The sequence below is a fragment of the Streptomyces katrae genome, from assembly GCF_002028425.1.
GTDB classification, from domain to species: domain Bacteria; phylum Actinomycetota; class Actinomycetes; order Streptomycetales; family Streptomycetaceae; genus Streptomyces; species Streptomyces katrae_A.
In genome coordinates, this window is record NZ_CP020042.1 from 6,688,526 (window position 1) to 6,704,092 (window position 15,567).

Annotated in this window: 12 protein-coding genes; 7 read left to right on the forward strand and 5 right to left on the reverse strand. The window is 73.8% G+C overall.

All coding sequences use genetic code 11. The annotated features are described in order from the left end of the window. The first annotated feature begins 58 nt into the window (after window positions 1-58). Window positions 59-3,367 carry a bifunctional lysylphosphatidylglycerol synthetase/lysine--tRNA ligase LysX gene (gene lysX, locus B4U46_RS30320; protein ID WP_079430812.1) on the forward strand — a complete coding sequence of 1,103 codons (3,309 nt, stop codon included), beginning with the start codon at window positions 59-61 and terminating at the stop codon, window positions 3,365-3,367. 111 nt (window positions 3,368-3,478) lie between these two features. Then, window positions 3,479-4,378, forward strand: coding sequence for a polysaccharide deacetylase family protein (locus B4U46_RS30325; protein WP_079430813.1), 900 nt, complete (start codon window positions 3,479-3,481; stop codon window positions 4,376-4,378). 64 nt (window positions 4,379-4,442) lie between these two features. Here B4U46_RS30325 and B4U46_RS30330 read toward each other — a convergent pair whose 3' ends face one another. Then, window positions 4,443-5,108 carry a class F sortase gene (locus B4U46_RS30330; RefSeq protein ID WP_079430814.1) on the reverse strand — a complete coding sequence of 222 codons (666 nt, stop codon included), beginning with the start codon at window positions 5,106-5,108 and terminating at the stop codon, window positions 4,443-4,445. 353 nt (window positions 5,109-5,461) lie between these two features. Between B4U46_RS30330 and B4U46_RS30335 the strand changes: the two genes are divergently transcribed. Continuing rightward, on the forward strand, window positions 5,462-5,965 hold the full coding sequence (locus B4U46_RS30335; RefSeq protein ID WP_079430815.1) for a hypothetical protein: 504 nt from the start codon (window positions 5,462-5,464) through the stop codon (window positions 5,963-5,965). A 57-nt stretch (window positions 5,966-6,022) separates the two neighbouring features. On the opposite strand, the gene B4U46_RS37625 is transcribed toward B4U46_RS30335, so the two are convergent. The 3 genes from B4U46_RS37625 to B4U46_RS40105 all read right to left on the reverse strand — a co-directional run bounded on the left by B4U46_RS37625 (window position 6,023) and on the right by B4U46_RS40105 (window position 8,471). Next, on the reverse strand, window positions 6,023-6,748 hold the full coding sequence (locus B4U46_RS37625) for a hypothetical protein (protein ID WP_079430816.1): 726 nt from the start codon (window positions 6,746-6,748) through the stop codon (window positions 6,023-6,025). Between the two features lie 200 nt (window positions 6,749-6,948). Beyond that, window positions 6,949-7,719 (reverse strand): DUF4239 domain-containing protein, encoded by a 771-nt coding sequence (locus B4U46_RS30345; RefSeq protein WP_079430817.1) that lies wholly within the window; start codon window positions 7,717-7,719, stop codon window positions 6,949-6,951. Window positions 7,720-7,799: 80 nt separating this feature from the next. Next, window positions 7,800-8,471, reverse strand: a complete 672-nt coding sequence (locus B4U46_RS40105) for a hypothetical protein (RefSeq protein WP_079430818.1) — start codon at window positions 8,469-8,471, stop codon at window positions 7,800-7,802. A gap of 335 nt (window positions 8,472-8,806) precedes the next feature. On the opposite strand from B4U46_RS40105, the gene B4U46_RS30355 reads away from it, so the two are divergent. After that, window positions 8,807-9,637 (forward strand): SAM-dependent methyltransferase, encoded by an 831-nt coding sequence (locus B4U46_RS30355; RefSeq protein WP_079430819.1) that lies wholly within the window; start codon window positions 8,807-8,809, stop codon window positions 9,635-9,637. A 68-nt stretch (window positions 9,638-9,705) separates the two neighbouring features. Next, a complete protein-coding gene (locus B4U46_RS30360) occupies window positions 9,706-11,940 on the forward strand; it encodes a putative bifunctional diguanylate cyclase/phosphodiesterase (protein WP_079430820.1) in 2,235 nt (744 codons plus the stop codon). Between the two features lie 43 nt (window positions 11,941-11,983). Here the strand turns inward: B4U46_RS30360 and B4U46_RS30365 are convergent, their stop codons facing one another. Then, on the reverse strand, window positions 11,984-13,138 hold the full coding sequence (locus B4U46_RS30365; protein ID WP_079430821.1) for an FAD-dependent monooxygenase: 1,155 nt from the start codon (window positions 13,136-13,138) through the stop codon (window positions 11,984-11,986). Between the two features lie 121 nt (window positions 13,139-13,259). On the opposite strand from B4U46_RS30365, the gene B4U46_RS30370 reads away from it, so the two are divergent. Both B4U46_RS30370 and B4U46_RS30375 read left to right on the forward strand, forming a co-directional pair. Then, complete coding sequence (locus B4U46_RS30370) at window positions 13,260-13,910, forward strand: TetR/AcrR family transcriptional regulator (protein ID WP_079430822.1); 651 nt, start codon at window positions 13,260-13,262, stop codon at window positions 13,908-13,910. Window positions 13,911-13,988: 78 nt separating this feature from the next. Then, window positions 13,989-15,509 (forward strand): class I adenylate-forming enzyme family protein, encoded by a 1,521-nt coding sequence (locus B4U46_RS30375; RefSeq protein WP_159402134.1) that lies wholly within the window; start codon window positions 13,989-13,991, stop codon window positions 15,507-15,509. Window positions 15,510-15,567: the final 58 nt, after the last annotated feature.

A 15,567-nucleotide genomic window follows, 5' to 3' on the forward strand; every position in this document is an offset into this window, starting at 1 on the left:
GCCGCGACCCTCCCCGTTCGGCGCGCGCCGCGGCGCGGCCCTCCCTACAGTGCATGGCATGAGTGCCACGCCGGAGCAGACCCGCGGTACCCGCAACAGGTTCCTCAACCGCGTCCCGGACGCCTTCGGGGCGTTCTTCGGAACGCTCGGCCTGCTGTGCGCGCTGCTGGCGCTCTCCCCGGTGCTGCGGGGGCTGCTGCGGCCCGTGGTGCGCTTCCTCGACGACTTCGTGGTGCCGGTCAGCGCGAACCTCGCGTACGCCGTCTTCCTCTTCCTGCTCGCCGCCGCGCTCGGCATCCGCAAGAAGATCGCCTGGTGGATCGTCGTCACCTATCTGGCCCTGCTGATCCTCGTCGACGTACTGATCATCGCGGACGGGGACCTCTGGGTCGGCGGCCTGTCCCTGGCCCTCGCGGTGGCCGCCCTCGTCGTGCTGACCGCCGCCCGCAAGGAGTTCTACGCCGCCTCCCGCCCCGGCGCCGTCTGGCGCGCCCTTCTCGTCCTGGGGCTCGGGCTGCTCGCCGCCGTCTTCCTCGGCTGGGCCCTCGTCGCCCTGTTCCCCGGCACCCTGCCCAGGGGGCAGTGGCTGGACTGGGCCGCCAAGCAGGTCTTCGGCGGCCTCTTCTCCGCCCGCCAGTTCGACGGCCGCCCGCCCAGGGTGCTCTACTTCCTGCTCGGCCTCTTCGGCGCCGTCGCCCTGCTGAACGCCGCCTCCACCCTCTTCCGCTCCCAGCGGCTGACCGCCGCCCTGCACGGGGACGAGGAGCTCCGCATCCGCGCCCTGCTCGGCGCCTACGGCCGCGCCGACTCCCTCGGCTACTTCGCCACCCGGCGCGACAAGGCCGTGGTCTTCGCCCCCAACGGCAAGGCGGGCGTCACCTACCGGGTCGAGGCCGGCGTCTGCCTGGCCAGCGGCGACCCGGTGGGCGACCCGGCCGCCTGGACCCCCGCCATCGACGCCTGGCTGGCCGTCGCCCGCCGCTACGGCTGGCAGCCCGCCGTCATGGGCGCCTCCGAGAACGGCGCGACCGCGTACGCCCGCTCCGGGCTCAGCGCCCTCCAGCTCGGCGACGAGGCCATCCTGCACGTCGCCCACTTCGACCTCGACGGCCGCGACATGCGCGTCACCCGGCAGGCCGTCAACCGCGTCAAACGGGCCGGCGCCACCACCCTGATCCGCCGCCACTCGGCCCTGACCGAGGAGGAGATGCGCACGATCGTCGACCGGGCCGACCGCTGGCGCGACACCGAGACCGAACGCGGCTTCTCCATGGCCCTCGACCGGCTCGGCGACCCCGCCGACGGGGACTGCCTGCTCGTGGAGGCCTTCGACGCCCAGGGCGAGCTGATCGCCCTGCTCTCCTTCGTCCCCTGGGGCAAGGACGGCATCTCCCTCGACCTGATGCGCCGCGACCGCACCGCCCCCAACGGGGTCATGGAGTTCATGGTCGCCCAGCTGTGCGCGGCCGCCCCGGGCCTCGGCGTGCGCCGGATCTCCCTCAACTTCGCCGTGTTCCGCTCCGCCTTCGAGGAGGGCGGCCGGATCGGCGCGGGCCCCGTGCTCAAGCTGTGGCGCAGGCTGCTGCTGTTCTTCTCCCGCTGGTGGCAGCTGGAAGCCCTCTACCGGTCCAACGTCAAGTACGGGCCCGAGTGGTACCCCCGGTTCCTCTGCTACCAGGACGCCGGCTCGCTCGCCCGGGTCAGCCTCGCCTCCGGGATCGCCGAGGGCTTCGTCTCCGTGCCCAGCCTGCGCAAACTGTGGGGCAAGGGCCACCAGCCCAGGGGACTCACCGCCCCCGTCAACACCGCCGGCCTGCCCCCCCTCGAGTCCCTGGGCCTGGACCTCGTGGGGGAGGAGGGGGAACGGGCGCCCGCCGAGCGGCTGCCCGAGCAGGTCCGCGTCCGCCACGCCAAACTGGAACGCATCCGCGCCTCCGGAACCGATCCCTACCCGGTCGGGATCCGCCAGCGCACCCACACCGCCGCCCAGCTCAAGGCCGCCCACCCCGGCCGGCTCCCCGCCGGCGCCCGCACCGGAGAGCCGGTCGTCCTCGCCGGCCGGGTGATGGTCGTCCGCGACCTCGGCGGCGTGGTCTTCGCCGTCCTGCGCGACTGGACCGGCGACATCCAGCTGATGTTCACCCGCGACGAGTCCGGACCCGAAGCGCTGGACTCCTTCACCTCCCAGGTCGACTTCGGCGACCACGTGGTCGCCGGCGGAACCGCCGCCGCCGGCCGCAGCGGCGACCTGTCCGTCCTGGTCGACTCCTGGCAGCTCACCGGAAAGTGCCTGCGCCCCCTGCCCGACAAGCGCAAGGGCCTGGCCGACCCCGAGGCCCGGGTACGGCGCCGCTACCTCGACCTCGTCGCCAGCCCCGACGCCCGGGAGGTCGTACGGGCCCGCTCCAGCGCCGTGCAGGCCCTGCGCCAGGGCCTCCTGGACCGCGGCTACCTGGAGGTCGAGACCCCGATGCTCCAGCAGATCCACGGCGGCGCCAACGCCCGTCCCTTCCGCACCCACATCAACGCCTACGACCTCGACCTGTACCTGCGCATCGCACCCGAGCTCTACCTCAAGCGGCTGTGCGTCGGAGGCCTGGAGAAGGTCTTCGAGATGGGCCGCACCTTCCGCAACGAGGGCGTCTCCTACAAGCACAACCCCGAGTTCACGATGCTGGAGGCCTACCAGGCCTTCGCCGACTACGACGTGATGCTCGACCTCACCCGCGAGCTCATCCAGGGCGCCGCCACCGCCGCCTTCGGCTCGCCCATCGCCCACAAGGCGGGCCCCGACGGCAAGCTCGTCGTCCACGACATCTCCGGGCCGTGGCCCGTCAAGACGATGTACGGGGCGATCAGCGAGGCCCTGGGCGAGGAGGTCGACGCCGACACCGAGGAGCACGTCCTGCGCGTGCACTGCGACCGGGCGGGCGTCCCCCACGGGCCCGAGGACACCCGCGGCGACGTGGTCCTGGAGATGTACGAACGGCTGGTGGAGGAGCGCACGCAACTCCCCACCTTCTACAAGGACTTCCCCACCGACGTCTCCCCGCTCACCCGCCAGCACCGAGTGGACCCCCGGCTCGCCGAACGCTGGGACCTCGTGGCCTTCGGCACCGAACTGGGCACCGCCTACTCCGAGCTCACCGACCCCGTGGAGCAGCGCCGCAGGCTCACCGCGCAATCCCTGCTCGCGGCGGGCGGGGACCCGGAGGCGATGGAACTCGACAACGACTTCCTCGACGCCCTGGAGTACGCCATGCCGCCCACCGGCGGACTGGGCATCGGCGTCGACCGGCTGGTCATGTTCCTCACCGGTCTGACGATCCGCGAGACGCTTCCGTTCCCGCTGGTGCGCCAGAGCTGACCGGACCGGCCGCCGCCCGCCCCGCGGGGCGGCTGGTCCGAGCGGGTGAGGCGGACGCGGTGCCTCCGCGCCCCTCGACCTCTGCGGCGATGTCGTTGATACGTAGTAATAATGACAAATGACGAGCCGACAGTAGGGCGACGGGTGCTCCTGCGCACCGCCGTCTTCCTCGGAATCGCGGCCGCCGCCTCCTCCGGACTGCTCAGGGTGGGAGAGGACGGATCCCCGGCCGGTCCGCCCGGGACGTCCCCGGGCGCCACCCCCGAGCCCGCCCGCGGCCCCGGGGCCGGCGGAGCCCCCGGCGGCCACCCGGAAGGGCTCCCCGACGCCTCCCACCGGCTGCAGCCCATGACCGCCGAGGCCCCCGCCAAGCCGCCCGCCGTGAAGCCCGCCGTCCGCACCCGGCCCATCCTGGAACTGCCCCAGGGCCCGGCCGCGGGCGGCAAGGCCATGCTGCTCACCTTCGACGACGGCCCCGACCCCCGCTACACCCCGGCCATCCTCGACACCCTCCGCCGGTACGGGGTCCGCGCGATGTTCTTCGTCTGCGGGGAGATGGCCACCGACAACCGCGACCTGCTGCGCCGGATGGCCGCCGAGGGGCACGTCATCGGCAACCACACCTGGACGCACCCGCAGATCCCCCAGCTCAGCCGGTCCGCACTGGAATCGGAGATCGGGCGCACCAGCGAGGTGGTCGAGCAGGCGGTCGGGCAGCCCCCGCTGTGGTTCCGGGCCCCGTACGGGGCGTGGAACCGGGCCGCCTTCGAGATTGGGGCGGACCTGGGCATGGAACCCCTCGCCTGGACCGTGGACAGCCTCGACTGGACCGAACCCGGCACCACCACCATCGTTTCCCGGGTCCTCGACGGGGCCGCGCCGGGCGTGATCGTGCTGGGCCACGACGCCGGCGGCGACCGCTCGCAGAGCGTCCGGGCGCTGGAGACCTACCTTCCCCAGCTGCTGGGGCGCGGCTACCGCATGACCCTTCCGGTGCTGCCGCCCCGTTGAGGGCGCCCGCTGCCGCGCCGGGCCGCCGCGGGGGAGCGGCGGCCCGGCGCGATGAAACGTTTGCTCAGCGGGCCTCGACCATCCGCGCGAAGACCACCACGTTGCCGTCGTAGCCCTTGGCCTTCGAGTAGCCGCCTCCGCAGGTGATCACCCGCAGCTCCGGGTGCCCGGTGTCCCCGTACACCCGCGCGCCGGGGAAGGAGTCCTTCGCGAACACCTCGACCCCGTACACCTCGAAGACCGCCGTGCGGCCGTCGTAGCGCTGCACCTCGATGTGGTTGCCCGGCTTGAGCGAGCCCAGCCCGTAGAAGACGGCCGGGCCCTGCGCGTTGTCCACGTGGCCCACGATCACCGCCGACCCCTGCTGGCCCGGCGAGATGCCGTTGAGGTACCAGCCCGCCAGGTTGCGGTCCTGCGGCGGCGGGGCGTCGATCCAGCCCTGCGCGTCCAGGCCGACCGTCATCACCGGCGCGTCCACGTTGATCGTCGGAATCCGGATGCGCTGCACCGACGAGTGGTCCAGCACCTCCATGTCCGCGGGCGGTGTGGGTGCGTTGGCCGGCTGCTGGTCGGCCCGGGTGGCGACAGCCGCCGCCGCGGTGGGCTGCGGCGGCCCGTCCGCCACGTTCGCCCCGTTCCGCATCATGGCGAGGCCGCTGAGCAGTGCCAGTGCGAGCACGCCCCATGGGGAACGTCTCCTCGGCCGCTGCCCGGTCTCGTCCTCGAGCATGGCTCTCCCTTCCCGACGCGGGGGTCCCGACCCGCGTTCCAGTCCCTCCCCTGTACGCCCTTCTTCCCGCACGCTAAGGCTGGAAGGGCGGGACGGCGATCGGGGAGCGGCGAACGGGTGGTGCGTCCGGTCGGGGTGCGGCCATCCAGGTAATCATCACATAAATGCCTGACGGCTCGTGACCTGCGGATCCGTCAGATGCCCCGGGCGCGCCTCGGCGTGTCGCTCAACCGGGCGGCCCAAGGGCGGAAATGCGCTGGTTGCGCGCCGCCGGGAGGGTTCGTGATGGGAGGCGTTCTCGTCGATCTGCCCGGGCCACCGCTCCGGGGCGCTCTCCCGCTGGAGGTTCCACCATGCGTGCTTTCCGCGCTCTCACCGTGACCGCGGCCGCCTGCGCCGCGCTCGGGATCAGTGCCCCGTTCGCCGCCGCGAACAACCCGAACGGCAGCGGCAACGGGCCGAGCAACGTCACGGTCAACCCGTACTCCGTGCACCAGGGCGCCTCGATGCAGGTCAGCGCGGCCGGCTGCGGCCACGGTGGCACGGTCTGGTCGCACGGCAACTTTCCGCAGACCAATCTGTCGGCCGGCTCCATCGGCTTCGCCACCGTCCGGATCTTCAACCACGCCTCGCCCGGCCACCACACCCTGTCGGTCAAGTGCCACGACAACAGCCTGGTCGCCACGCACCGCTTCACGATCCTGGCCGGCAACGGGGCCCAGGGCGGTCTCGGCGGCTCCTTCGGCCCGTCCACCGCCGAGACGGCCATCGGGGCGGGCCTGGTCGGCGCCGCGGCGCTCGGTGCGGGCGTGCACGTGGTGCGCCGCCGCCGTCCGGCCGCCGCCGCCCGCTCCTGACGCCCCTCCCCGGAGGTCGCCCCGGGCCGCCCGCGTGCGCGGGGGCCCGGGGCGGGGTCAGTGGCCGCGGGCCGCGCGGCGCCGGCGCAGGGCGTACGCCGAACCGCCCGCGGCGGCGGCGAAGAGGACGGCTCCCGCGGCGAGTTCGAGCGGGTCGGCCCCGGCCACGCTGCCGCCGAGCCCGCCGCGGACGCCCAGCGCGGCGGTGGTCGCGCTGGCCCGGGGGACCGGGTTCGTGCGGGCCGGCGGTGTGGTCCGGGCGGGCGCGGCGGTGCGCGCCGGGGGTGTGATGCGCGCCGGAGGTGTGGTGCGGGCCGGCGGTGTGGTGAGCGGCGGCGGCCGCAGGCCCGTGCCGGAGGTGGCGGCCGGGGAGGGGGTGCGCCGGGTGGCGGCGGTGGAGCTGGTGGTGGGCTGGCTCGTCCCGCCGGTGATGGTGAGATCAGTGGACCCGTTCTCCCCGTCGCAGGTGAAGGTGACCGAGTACAGGGCGCCGGGCCGGGCGTCGCGGTCGACCGTGACCTTGACGGCCTTGCCCCGCTCGATGGTCACGGTGTCGAAGACCCCGGACGAGGCGGTGGCGTAGGCGGCGCCGCAGTTGCTGACGGAGAGGGTGACCGTACCGCCGGGCGCCACCGTCGACGGGGTGACGGCGAAGGCGAAGGAGGTGGCGGGCGCCGCCTCGGCCGCGAGGACGACGGGCGCGCCAAAGGCGCCGAGCGCGAGGGCGAGGCCCGTTGCGCCGGCGCTCAGCAGAGCGGTGGCGGAGCTGCATATCGCACCCATGATCGGGTTCCTCCGGATCTCCGGGGCGCAGTCGCGCGGCGATTACCGCACGTGGGGGGGCGTGCGCCTCGATGCTCGCCACGCTAGGTCCCGGCCCGCGGGCCCGCGATCAGGAACGGGCGAATGGGGCACGGCCCTGGGCCGAACCGGGGACGGACCCCCCGTCCGCGGTTTACCGGGCCCGGCCGTGCCCCGGCCGCTCAGCTCTTCAGGCCGTGGTGGGGGAACTGCGCGAGGAAGGGTTCGGCGGTGGCCGCGATCCCGCGCCCGAAGGGCGCGTCGAAGTCCCAGATCAGGAACAGCAGGAAGGCGATCAGCGCGCTGAACAGGCCGGCGAGCAGCAGTTCGCGGAAGGACCGGCGGATCTGCAGCATGAAGATCATCCCGACCGTCACCAGGGCTCCGGCGATCAGTCCGAACCACACCACCCCGGGCATGGTGGCCCCGGCGCTCTGGCCGCGGGCGTTGCGGGCGTCGTCCACCAGCGCGACCTGGTCGACGAGGGGCTGGTAGGCCTGCCCCTCGTGGTCGGTCTGCGGCGCGTAGTCGGTCACGTCGCGGCGGATCTTCTCCAGCAGCTGCCCGCTCTCGTCCGTCAGCTCGTTCTTCTCCGACATGTGCTTCCACTCCGTGTCGACCACGTAGGTCACGTACGCGTCGACGTCGGAGCGGATCTTCGCCCGCACCTCGGCCGGGTAGACCTGGGAGCGGACGCTGATCTCGTGCAGGGCCTGGGACTCCTGGCGCACGTACTCCTGGGCGGCCCCGCGGCCCTCCCAGACGCCCGCGATCGCCAGGCCCAGCACGATCGCGTAGATCACCCCGATCATCATCGTCATGTACTCGATGACGTCCGGGGTCTCGTCCGGATCGTCGTCCTCGGTGATCCTGCGGTGGTTGAAGAAGGCGATGGACAGCACCACGGCACAGGCCGCGGCCATCGCGAGGGTCAGGACGAGCCATTCCGACAAGACGGGCTCCCAATCGGTGGGCGTGGGACGTTCGGTGGGCGGTGCGTGGCGGTGCGTGGCGGTCGTGGGCCGGCGCGGGTCTAGCGCGGGCGCAGCGCGACGATCGCGAGCACGGCGGGGGCGGCGGTCATGAGGGTGAACGTGACCGGCGAGATGTGGTGTTCGACCGGTTTGCGCGCGGCCGTGTGATACGCGGGCCGCGGCACCTTGGGCTTGGGCGCGGGCGGCTTGGGTGCCGGGGTGGGCGGCGCGGGCGCGGGCTGCGGAGGAGGCGGCGCGGGCGCCCGGTACACCTGGGGCGCGGGCGGCTTGGGCGCGGGGGGCTCCGGCGCGGGGGGAGCGGGCCTCGGCGGCGCGGGGGCCGGCGGCGGAGGAGGCGGCGGAGGCGGCGGGGTGGGCTTGGGCGGCGGGGTCGGTTTGGGTGGCGGAGGGGTGGGCGTCGGCGTGGGTGTGGGCGTGGGTTTCGGCGGGCACGGCGGGGGAGGGGGCGGCGGGCAGTGGTGCTCGTGCCCGTGGCCGCGGCCCTTGTCGTGGCCACGGCCCTTGCCGGGCCGGCCGTCGTGATGTCCGCCACCCCCGGCGGCCGCGCCGGCGCCGCTGCCGGCGTACGCGTAGACCTCGACGGAGGCTCCGCCCTCCCCGCTGCCGACCGTCGCGTAGGCACAGCTATCGGCCACCGCCGGAGTGGTCGACAGGGTCGCCCACAGCAGGACCGGGACCGCCAGCAGACGTCTGGCTAAAGCTCTGTTCACCCGGGGAGCATGGGCTCGCGCGCGCCCGCGCACGCGGGACCCGGGAGGGGTTCGCCCGAACGGGCGGATCCTGGACCGGTGAGGTTTGAGACAGGTTCTGATCGCTTGTGATTGAACGTTGGTCAATTCCCAAAAGGTATTTGTCGGTTTCCGTGACGCCCGGGCCGGCCCCCGGAGCCTTTGGTGTGTGACCAAGAACGGATCGGCAATTTCCGCTTTTGCTCGCCCTGTTGGGCAATGATCAGTACATTCGGCTCGGACAAGAGTCCGGCCCCCGCCCGATCCCCGGACGGACCAGGTACGACCACGACACTGACGACGGCTTGGAGACCCCGATGGAACGCCCCGCCTGGGCCCCGCCAGGCATCGACATATCGGTGCCGAGCGTGTCCCGAATCTACGATTACTACCTGGGCGGCTCCCACAATTTCGAGGTCGACCGCCAGGCCGCCCGCCGGGCCATGGAATTCATGCCGGGCCTGCCCAAGATCATGCAGGCCAACCGGGCCTTCATGCGCCGCGCCGTCCGCCACGCCGTCGCCGAGGGCATCACCCAGTTCCTCGACATCGGCTCCGGCATCCCCACCTTCGGCAACGTCCACGAGATAGCCCGCGCCGCCACCCCCGAGGCCCACGTCGTCTACGTCGATCACGACCCGGTCGCCGTCGCGCACAGCCGGGCCGTCCTCGCCGGCGACGACCAGACCGGCATCATCGCCGCCGACCTGCGCAAACCCCAGGACATCCTGGCCGCCCCCGAGACCGGCCGGCTGCTCGACCTCGACCGGCCCGTCGCCCTGATGCTCGTCGCAGTCCTGCACTTCCTGGAGGACACCGACCAGCCCTACGCCGCCGTCGCGCAGCTGCGCGACGCCCTGGCCCCGGGCAGCATGCTCATCCTCACCCACGCCTCCTACGAGGGCATCCCGCTCAGCGAGGAGGTCGCGGCCGGCACCGTCGGCGTCTACCGCGACATCCGCAACCCGCTCGTCATGCGCGGCCACGAGGAGATCGCCGGCTTCTTCGACGGGTTCGAGCTGCTGGAGCCGGGCCTGGTCTCCATGCCCGACTGGCGCCCCGACCGCACCGGGCCGCTCGCGGAGGGGGAGACCCCGGAAGACCCGTACGCCTTCTCGGGCTTCGGCGGCGTGGGACGCAAGGCGTGAGACTCCCCGCACCGACGCCCCCGCCCGCGACCCCCGGCCAGGACCGCCCGGCCGGGGGCGGCCCCGCCATGTCCACCCCCGCCCCCGCACCCGCGGCCGGCGCAGAACCCCCCGCCCCGCATCCCGTGCGGGCGCCGCTGCACGACCCGCACAGCGACCTCGAGGACCGGATCGCCCGCTTCGCGACCATCTGGGGACGGGCCATCTTCCCCGTCACGGCCACCTCCCTGACCCGCCCCGAGTTCGAACAGCACCTCGTCCCGCTCGCCCGGACCCTCACCGAGGCCCTGCACGCCCGCCCCTTCGACGCGAGCGCCGCCCAGGGCGTGGGCGCCGAACTCGTCGCCGTGCACTGCACCGACCCCGAGGCGCTCGCCGGCACCCTCGGCGTCGTCGAGTCCTACCTGGTCCTCTACTGCGGCCCGGACAGCACCGCCGCCGACGGCAGTGACGGCACCGAGGAGTACCGCTCCCGCTGCGCCCGGCTCCAGCACGGCATCGCCGCCGGGTTCGCCCGTGCGCTGCGCGAGCGGACCCTCAGGGAACAGGAGGCCATCGCCCGCTCCGCCCTCACCGCCCGCATCGACGCCCAGCAGGCCCTGCACGCCAGCGAGGAACGCTTCCGGGCCGTCTTCGAGGGCGCGGCCGTCGGCATCGGCATCGCCGACCTCGACGGCAACATCCTGGAGGTCAACGACACCCTCCTCAAGATGTTCGGCGGCCTGGAAGGACACGTCCGCAGCCGCAACGTCAGCGAGTGGGGACACCCCGACGACACCCCGCACGTCTGGAAGATGTACGGGGAACTCGTGCGCGGCGAGCGCGAGCACTACCGCGTCGAGAAGCCCTACTACCGGCACGACGGCACCGTCCTGTGGACCAACCTCACGGTCTCCCTCCTGCGCGACGCCGACGGGCTCCCCCAGTACCAGCTCGCCCTGATGGAGGACACCACCGAACGCCGGCTGCTCAACCTGCGCCTGCGCTACGAGGCCACCCACGACGCACTGACCGGGCTGCCCAACCGCACGCTGTTCTTCGAACGGCTGGAGAAGGCCCTGAACGCCGCCCCCGGCAGCCGCTTCGGCCTGTGCTACCTCGACCTCGACGGGTTCAAGGCCGTCAACGACAGCCTCGGCCACTCGGCGGGCGACCGGCTCCTCGTGGAGGTGGCCGACCGGCTCCAGAGCTGTGCCACCGGGCCCGGCGAGGTCGTCGCACGACTCGGCGGCGACGAGTTCGTCGCCCTCACCACCGGCCCCGGCGCCCAGACCGAGGAGCAGGTCACCGACCTCGCCGTCCGCATCCTGACCGCCCTGTCCACGCCCATCCGGCTGGAGGGCAGGGAGCTGTCCGTGCGCGGCAGCATCGGCATCGTCGAGGGCGCGTCGGGCGAGCGCACCCCCGCCGAAGTGCTGCGCAGCGCCGACATCACCATGTACCGGGCCAAGGCGGCCGGCGGCAACCGCTTCGAGTTCGCCGACGCCGAGGCCGACGCCCGCGCCATCACCCGGCACGGCCTGACCAACGCCCTGCCGGCGGCGCTGGAACGCGGCGAGTTCTTCATCGAGTACCAGCCCCTGGTACACCTGCACGACGGCAGCGTGCACGGCGCGGAGGCCCTGGTGCGCTGGTCGCACCCCCAGTACGGAGTGCTCGGCCCGGACCGCTTCATCCCGCTCGCCGAACGCACCGGCCTGATCGTGCCGCTCGGCCGCTGGGTCCTGGAGGAGTCCGTCCGCCAGGCCCGCACCTGGCAGCGCGAGCACGGCGGTGCGCCCCTGCGCGTCAACGTCAACCTCTCGCCCACCCAGCTGACCCATCCCGGGCTGGTCGCCGACACCCTGCGCGTCCTGGAGTCCTCCGGCCTGGCCCCCGGCGCGCTGTGCCTGGAGGTCACCGAGTCGGCGCTGATCGGAGCCGACGACGAACTCCTCGAACCGCTGCGCCGCCTCGCCGCCCTCGGCGTGGACATCGCCCTCGACGACTTCGGCACCGGCTACTCGAACCTCGCCAACCTGCGCCGGCTGCCGGTCAGCGTCCTGAAACTGGACCGCTCCTTCACCCAGGGCATGCAGCAGGAGCCGGCCGACCCCGTCGACGTCAAGATCGTGGAGGGCATCGTCGCCCTGGCCCACAGCCTGGAGCTGGCGGTGACGGTCGAAGGAGTGGAGACCGGGGCCCAGGCGGCCCAGCTCCGCGCCCTCGGCTGCGACACGGCCCAGGGCTGGTACTACGCCCGCCCGGGCGCCCCGGACCGCATCCACACCCTCTCCCTCTGCGACGCCGTACCCACCCGGTGAGGCGGCGGCCGGGACCCCGGCCGGGGCGGCCCCCTGCGCGAAGTCAGCGCATCCCGGCCTCCGTTCCCCGGCCGGGCTCGCGGACCGCGGCGAGGACCCGCCGGTGCCGTGCGGCGGTGTCGGCCAGCAGCCGCTCGGCCACCGGGAGCCGCTCGGCCTCGTAGCCGTCGAGGGCGTCGGCCGGGGCCGGGCCCGGGAGAGCGGCGGCCAGGGTCCGGGCGAGGGCGGCCGCGTCCTGGATACCGGTGTTCATGCCCAGTCCGCCGGCGATCGGGTGGACGTGCGCGGCGTCCCCGGCGAGCAGGATCCGGCCCTCGCGCATCCGGGCGGCCCGGCGGACGTTGACCCGCCAGCTGGAGAGCCAGCCCGCATCGGTCAGCCGTATCCCCGGTATCCCGGCGTACCGGTCGAAGAGCCGTTGGAAGCCCTCGATCGTGGGCGGCAGCGGCTCGCCGTCCGCGTCGGTCTCCGGCGCCGCCTGGAGCTGGAAGGTGTCCGTCCCCGGCATCGGACAGAGCAGGATCCCGCCGCCTTCCGAGGTGAACCACTGGTGCCAGTGGTCCCGGCTCAGCCCGGGCGCCCGCACGTCCCCGACGACCATCGTCGGCTTCTCCTCCGTGTACCCCTCGAAGGGGATGCCGAGGAGCTCGCGGGTCGTGCTCCGGCCGCCGTCGCACCCGGCCGCGTACTCCGCCCGGACCGCACGTCCGTCCGCCAGACGAGCGGTGACCCCGGCCGGATCCTGGGCGAGCCCGGTGACCCGGGCCCCGTACTCGACGCGGACGCCGAGACCGGCCAGCCGCTCGCGCAGGGCCTCCTCGACCTGCCACTGGCCGATCAGGAGGCCGCCGCCGTCCGCCGGGGTGTCCGCGACGTGGGCGCCGTCGAAGTACTTGCGCAGCACCAGGCCGCGGGACCCCACGGCGGCCAGCCGCTCCCCGACCCCGAGCCGGGCCAGCACCTCCAGGCCGTCCGGAGTGAGCCCCTTGGCCCGGGACTCGCGGTGGGGGCCGGAGCGCTGCTCCAGGACGCGGACGGACACGCCGCGCAGGGCCAGGTCGCAGGCCAGGGTGAGCCCGGTGGGCCCGGAGCCCGCGATCAGCACCTGGGTCGTCGGTCCGGCCGTCGTGCCCGCCGCTGCCGTCTCGGCCGCTGCCGCCTCGGCCGTCGTCGTGCCGGCCGTCGTCGTGTCGCTCATCGGAGGTCCTCTCTCGTCGTCGCCGATCCCTCGTCGCTGAACCAAGGAAAGCGCGCCGCGAGAAAAAATGCAACCCGGTCACGAAATTGACTTGGTTGCATTTCGGCCGTACGGTGGTGCCATGGAGAACACGACGGGTCTGCGCGAGAGCAAGAAGCTGCGTACGCGTCGCCAGCTGGCGGCCACGGCGCTGGAACTCTTCCTGGAACGGGGCTTCGACGCCGTGTCCGTGGCCGATGTGGCCGCGGCGGCCGAGGTGTCGAAACCCACCCTGTTCCGGTACTTCCCCAGCAAGGAGGACCTGGTCCTCGACCGTTTCGCCGACCATCAGGACGAAGCGGCGCGGATCGTGCGCGGCCGGCCTGCGGGACTCGGCCCGGTGGGCGCGCTGCACGAGCACTTCCGTACGGCCCTCGCCGAGCGCGATCCCATCACCGGGCTCTGCGACCACCCCGGCGTGCTGGCGTTCCAGCGCCTGCTGTACTCCACGCCCAGCCTGGAGAGCCGGATCGCCCACTACACGGCCCGCGAGGTGGAGCTGCTCGCCGCCGCCCTGGAAGCCGAGCGGGTCGAGCCCCTGACCGCCCGCCTCGCCGCGACGCACCTGGTGGCGGTCCGTCATGAACTGGGCCGGGAGAACTGGCGCCGCATCGACGCGGGCAGCACGGCGGAGGAGGCCTACCCGGCGGCCGTCACCGACGCCGACGGGGCCTTCGGCATGCTGGCCGACGGACTCGACCGGACGCTGGGCCCCCTGATATCCCGGCCCTGAGGCGGGTGGGACCGCCGGGCCGGGCATGATGCCCGGTGCGGGCCCGCCGGGCGGCGGGCCGGAGAGGCGGGTGTGCGGATGGCCGCGCGGTACGTGACCGAGCTGGTCGGGGCGTTGGAGCAGTACGGGGAACAGCCCGCGATCGGAGCCGGACCCCGGGTCCTGGGCTTCACCGAGGTGCTGGACGCCGCCCACCGGCTGGCCGGGGCCCTCGCGGATGCGGGGGTCGGGCGGGGGACGGGCCTGGCGTGCGTGACGGGCGGCAACCGGCCGGAAGCGCTGCTGGTACGGATCGCCGCGCATCTGCTGGGGGCCCGGCTGACCCAGGTGGTGACCGGACCCGCGGTCCACGGCCTGGAGTTCATCCTCCGGGACTGCCTTCCGGGCCTGGTGGTGCACGACGTTCAGGTGCCGGCCACGGGCGTGCGGCTGCTCGGCCTGGACGACCTGATCGCGCGGGCCGCGGGGCGGGAGCCCGCCGAAGTGCCGGTGCGGGCGCGGGAGGAGGACGTGGCCCGGGTGACGTACACCGGCGGGACCACGGGCCGGCCCAAGGGCGTGGCCTCCACCTTCGGGGCGATGGCCGCGCGGGACGTCCGGCGCGGGGCCGAGTGGACCGGGGCGGTGCACCTCTCGGTCACCAGCCTCGCCCAGCGGGCCGGCGGCCGGTGCCTGGAGCAGCTGCGGGCCGGGGGCAGGGTGGAGATCCTGGACCCCTTCACGCCGGGGGAGTTCGCGGCGGCCTGCCGGCGGCTCGGGCCGGTGTCCACGTACCTGACGCCCCCGATGGTGTACCGGCTGCTGGACGATCCCGCGACCGCAGGGGGCATCCCGGGCCTGGAGGCGGTCTCCTACGGGGCCTCACCGATCCTTCCCGACCGGCTGCGCGAGGCGGTGACCCGCTGGGGCGGACGCTGGCGGCAGGGCTACGGGATGAACGAAGCAGCCGTGATCTCCCGCCTCACCCCGGCCGACCACGACGCGGCGGTGTCCGGCCGGCCCCGACTACTGGCTTCGGCGGGGCGCCCGGCCGCGGGCGTCGAGGTCCAGGTGCGCGACGAGCGGGACGCGGTACTGCCCGCCGGGCGCACCGGGGAGCTGTGGATCCGGTCGGCGGCGATGATGACCGGCTACTGGAACCAGCCCGAACTGACCGCCGAGGTACTGCGGGACGGATGGCTGCGGACCGGCGACCTCGGCCACACCGATGCCGACGGGTACCTCTACCTGGACGACCGGAGCAAGGACGTCGTGATCGTCGACGGCGTCAACATCTACAGCCTGCCGGTCGAGGCGGCACTGGCCCGCCACCCGGCCGTGGCCCGGGCCGTCGTCGTCGGACGGCCCGGCGCGGCCACCGGCGAGGAGGTCTGCGCCTTCCTCGTGCCGGCCCCGGGCCACACTCCGAGCGCGGCGGCCGCCGCCGAGGCGTGCGAGCTGGTGGCCCGTGAACTGGCCCCGGCGCACCGCCCGACGGCGGTCTTCTGGGAACGGGACATCCCCCTCACGGACCGCGGCAAGCCCGACAAGCGCCTCCTCCGCTCCCGCGCACAAACCAAGCCACTCCGCCCCGCCCCGCGCCCCCACCCCGACCACTAACCGGACCCGGCTACCGGCCCCGGCCCCGGACGGGCCCCGGCCCCGGTCCCCACCCCGG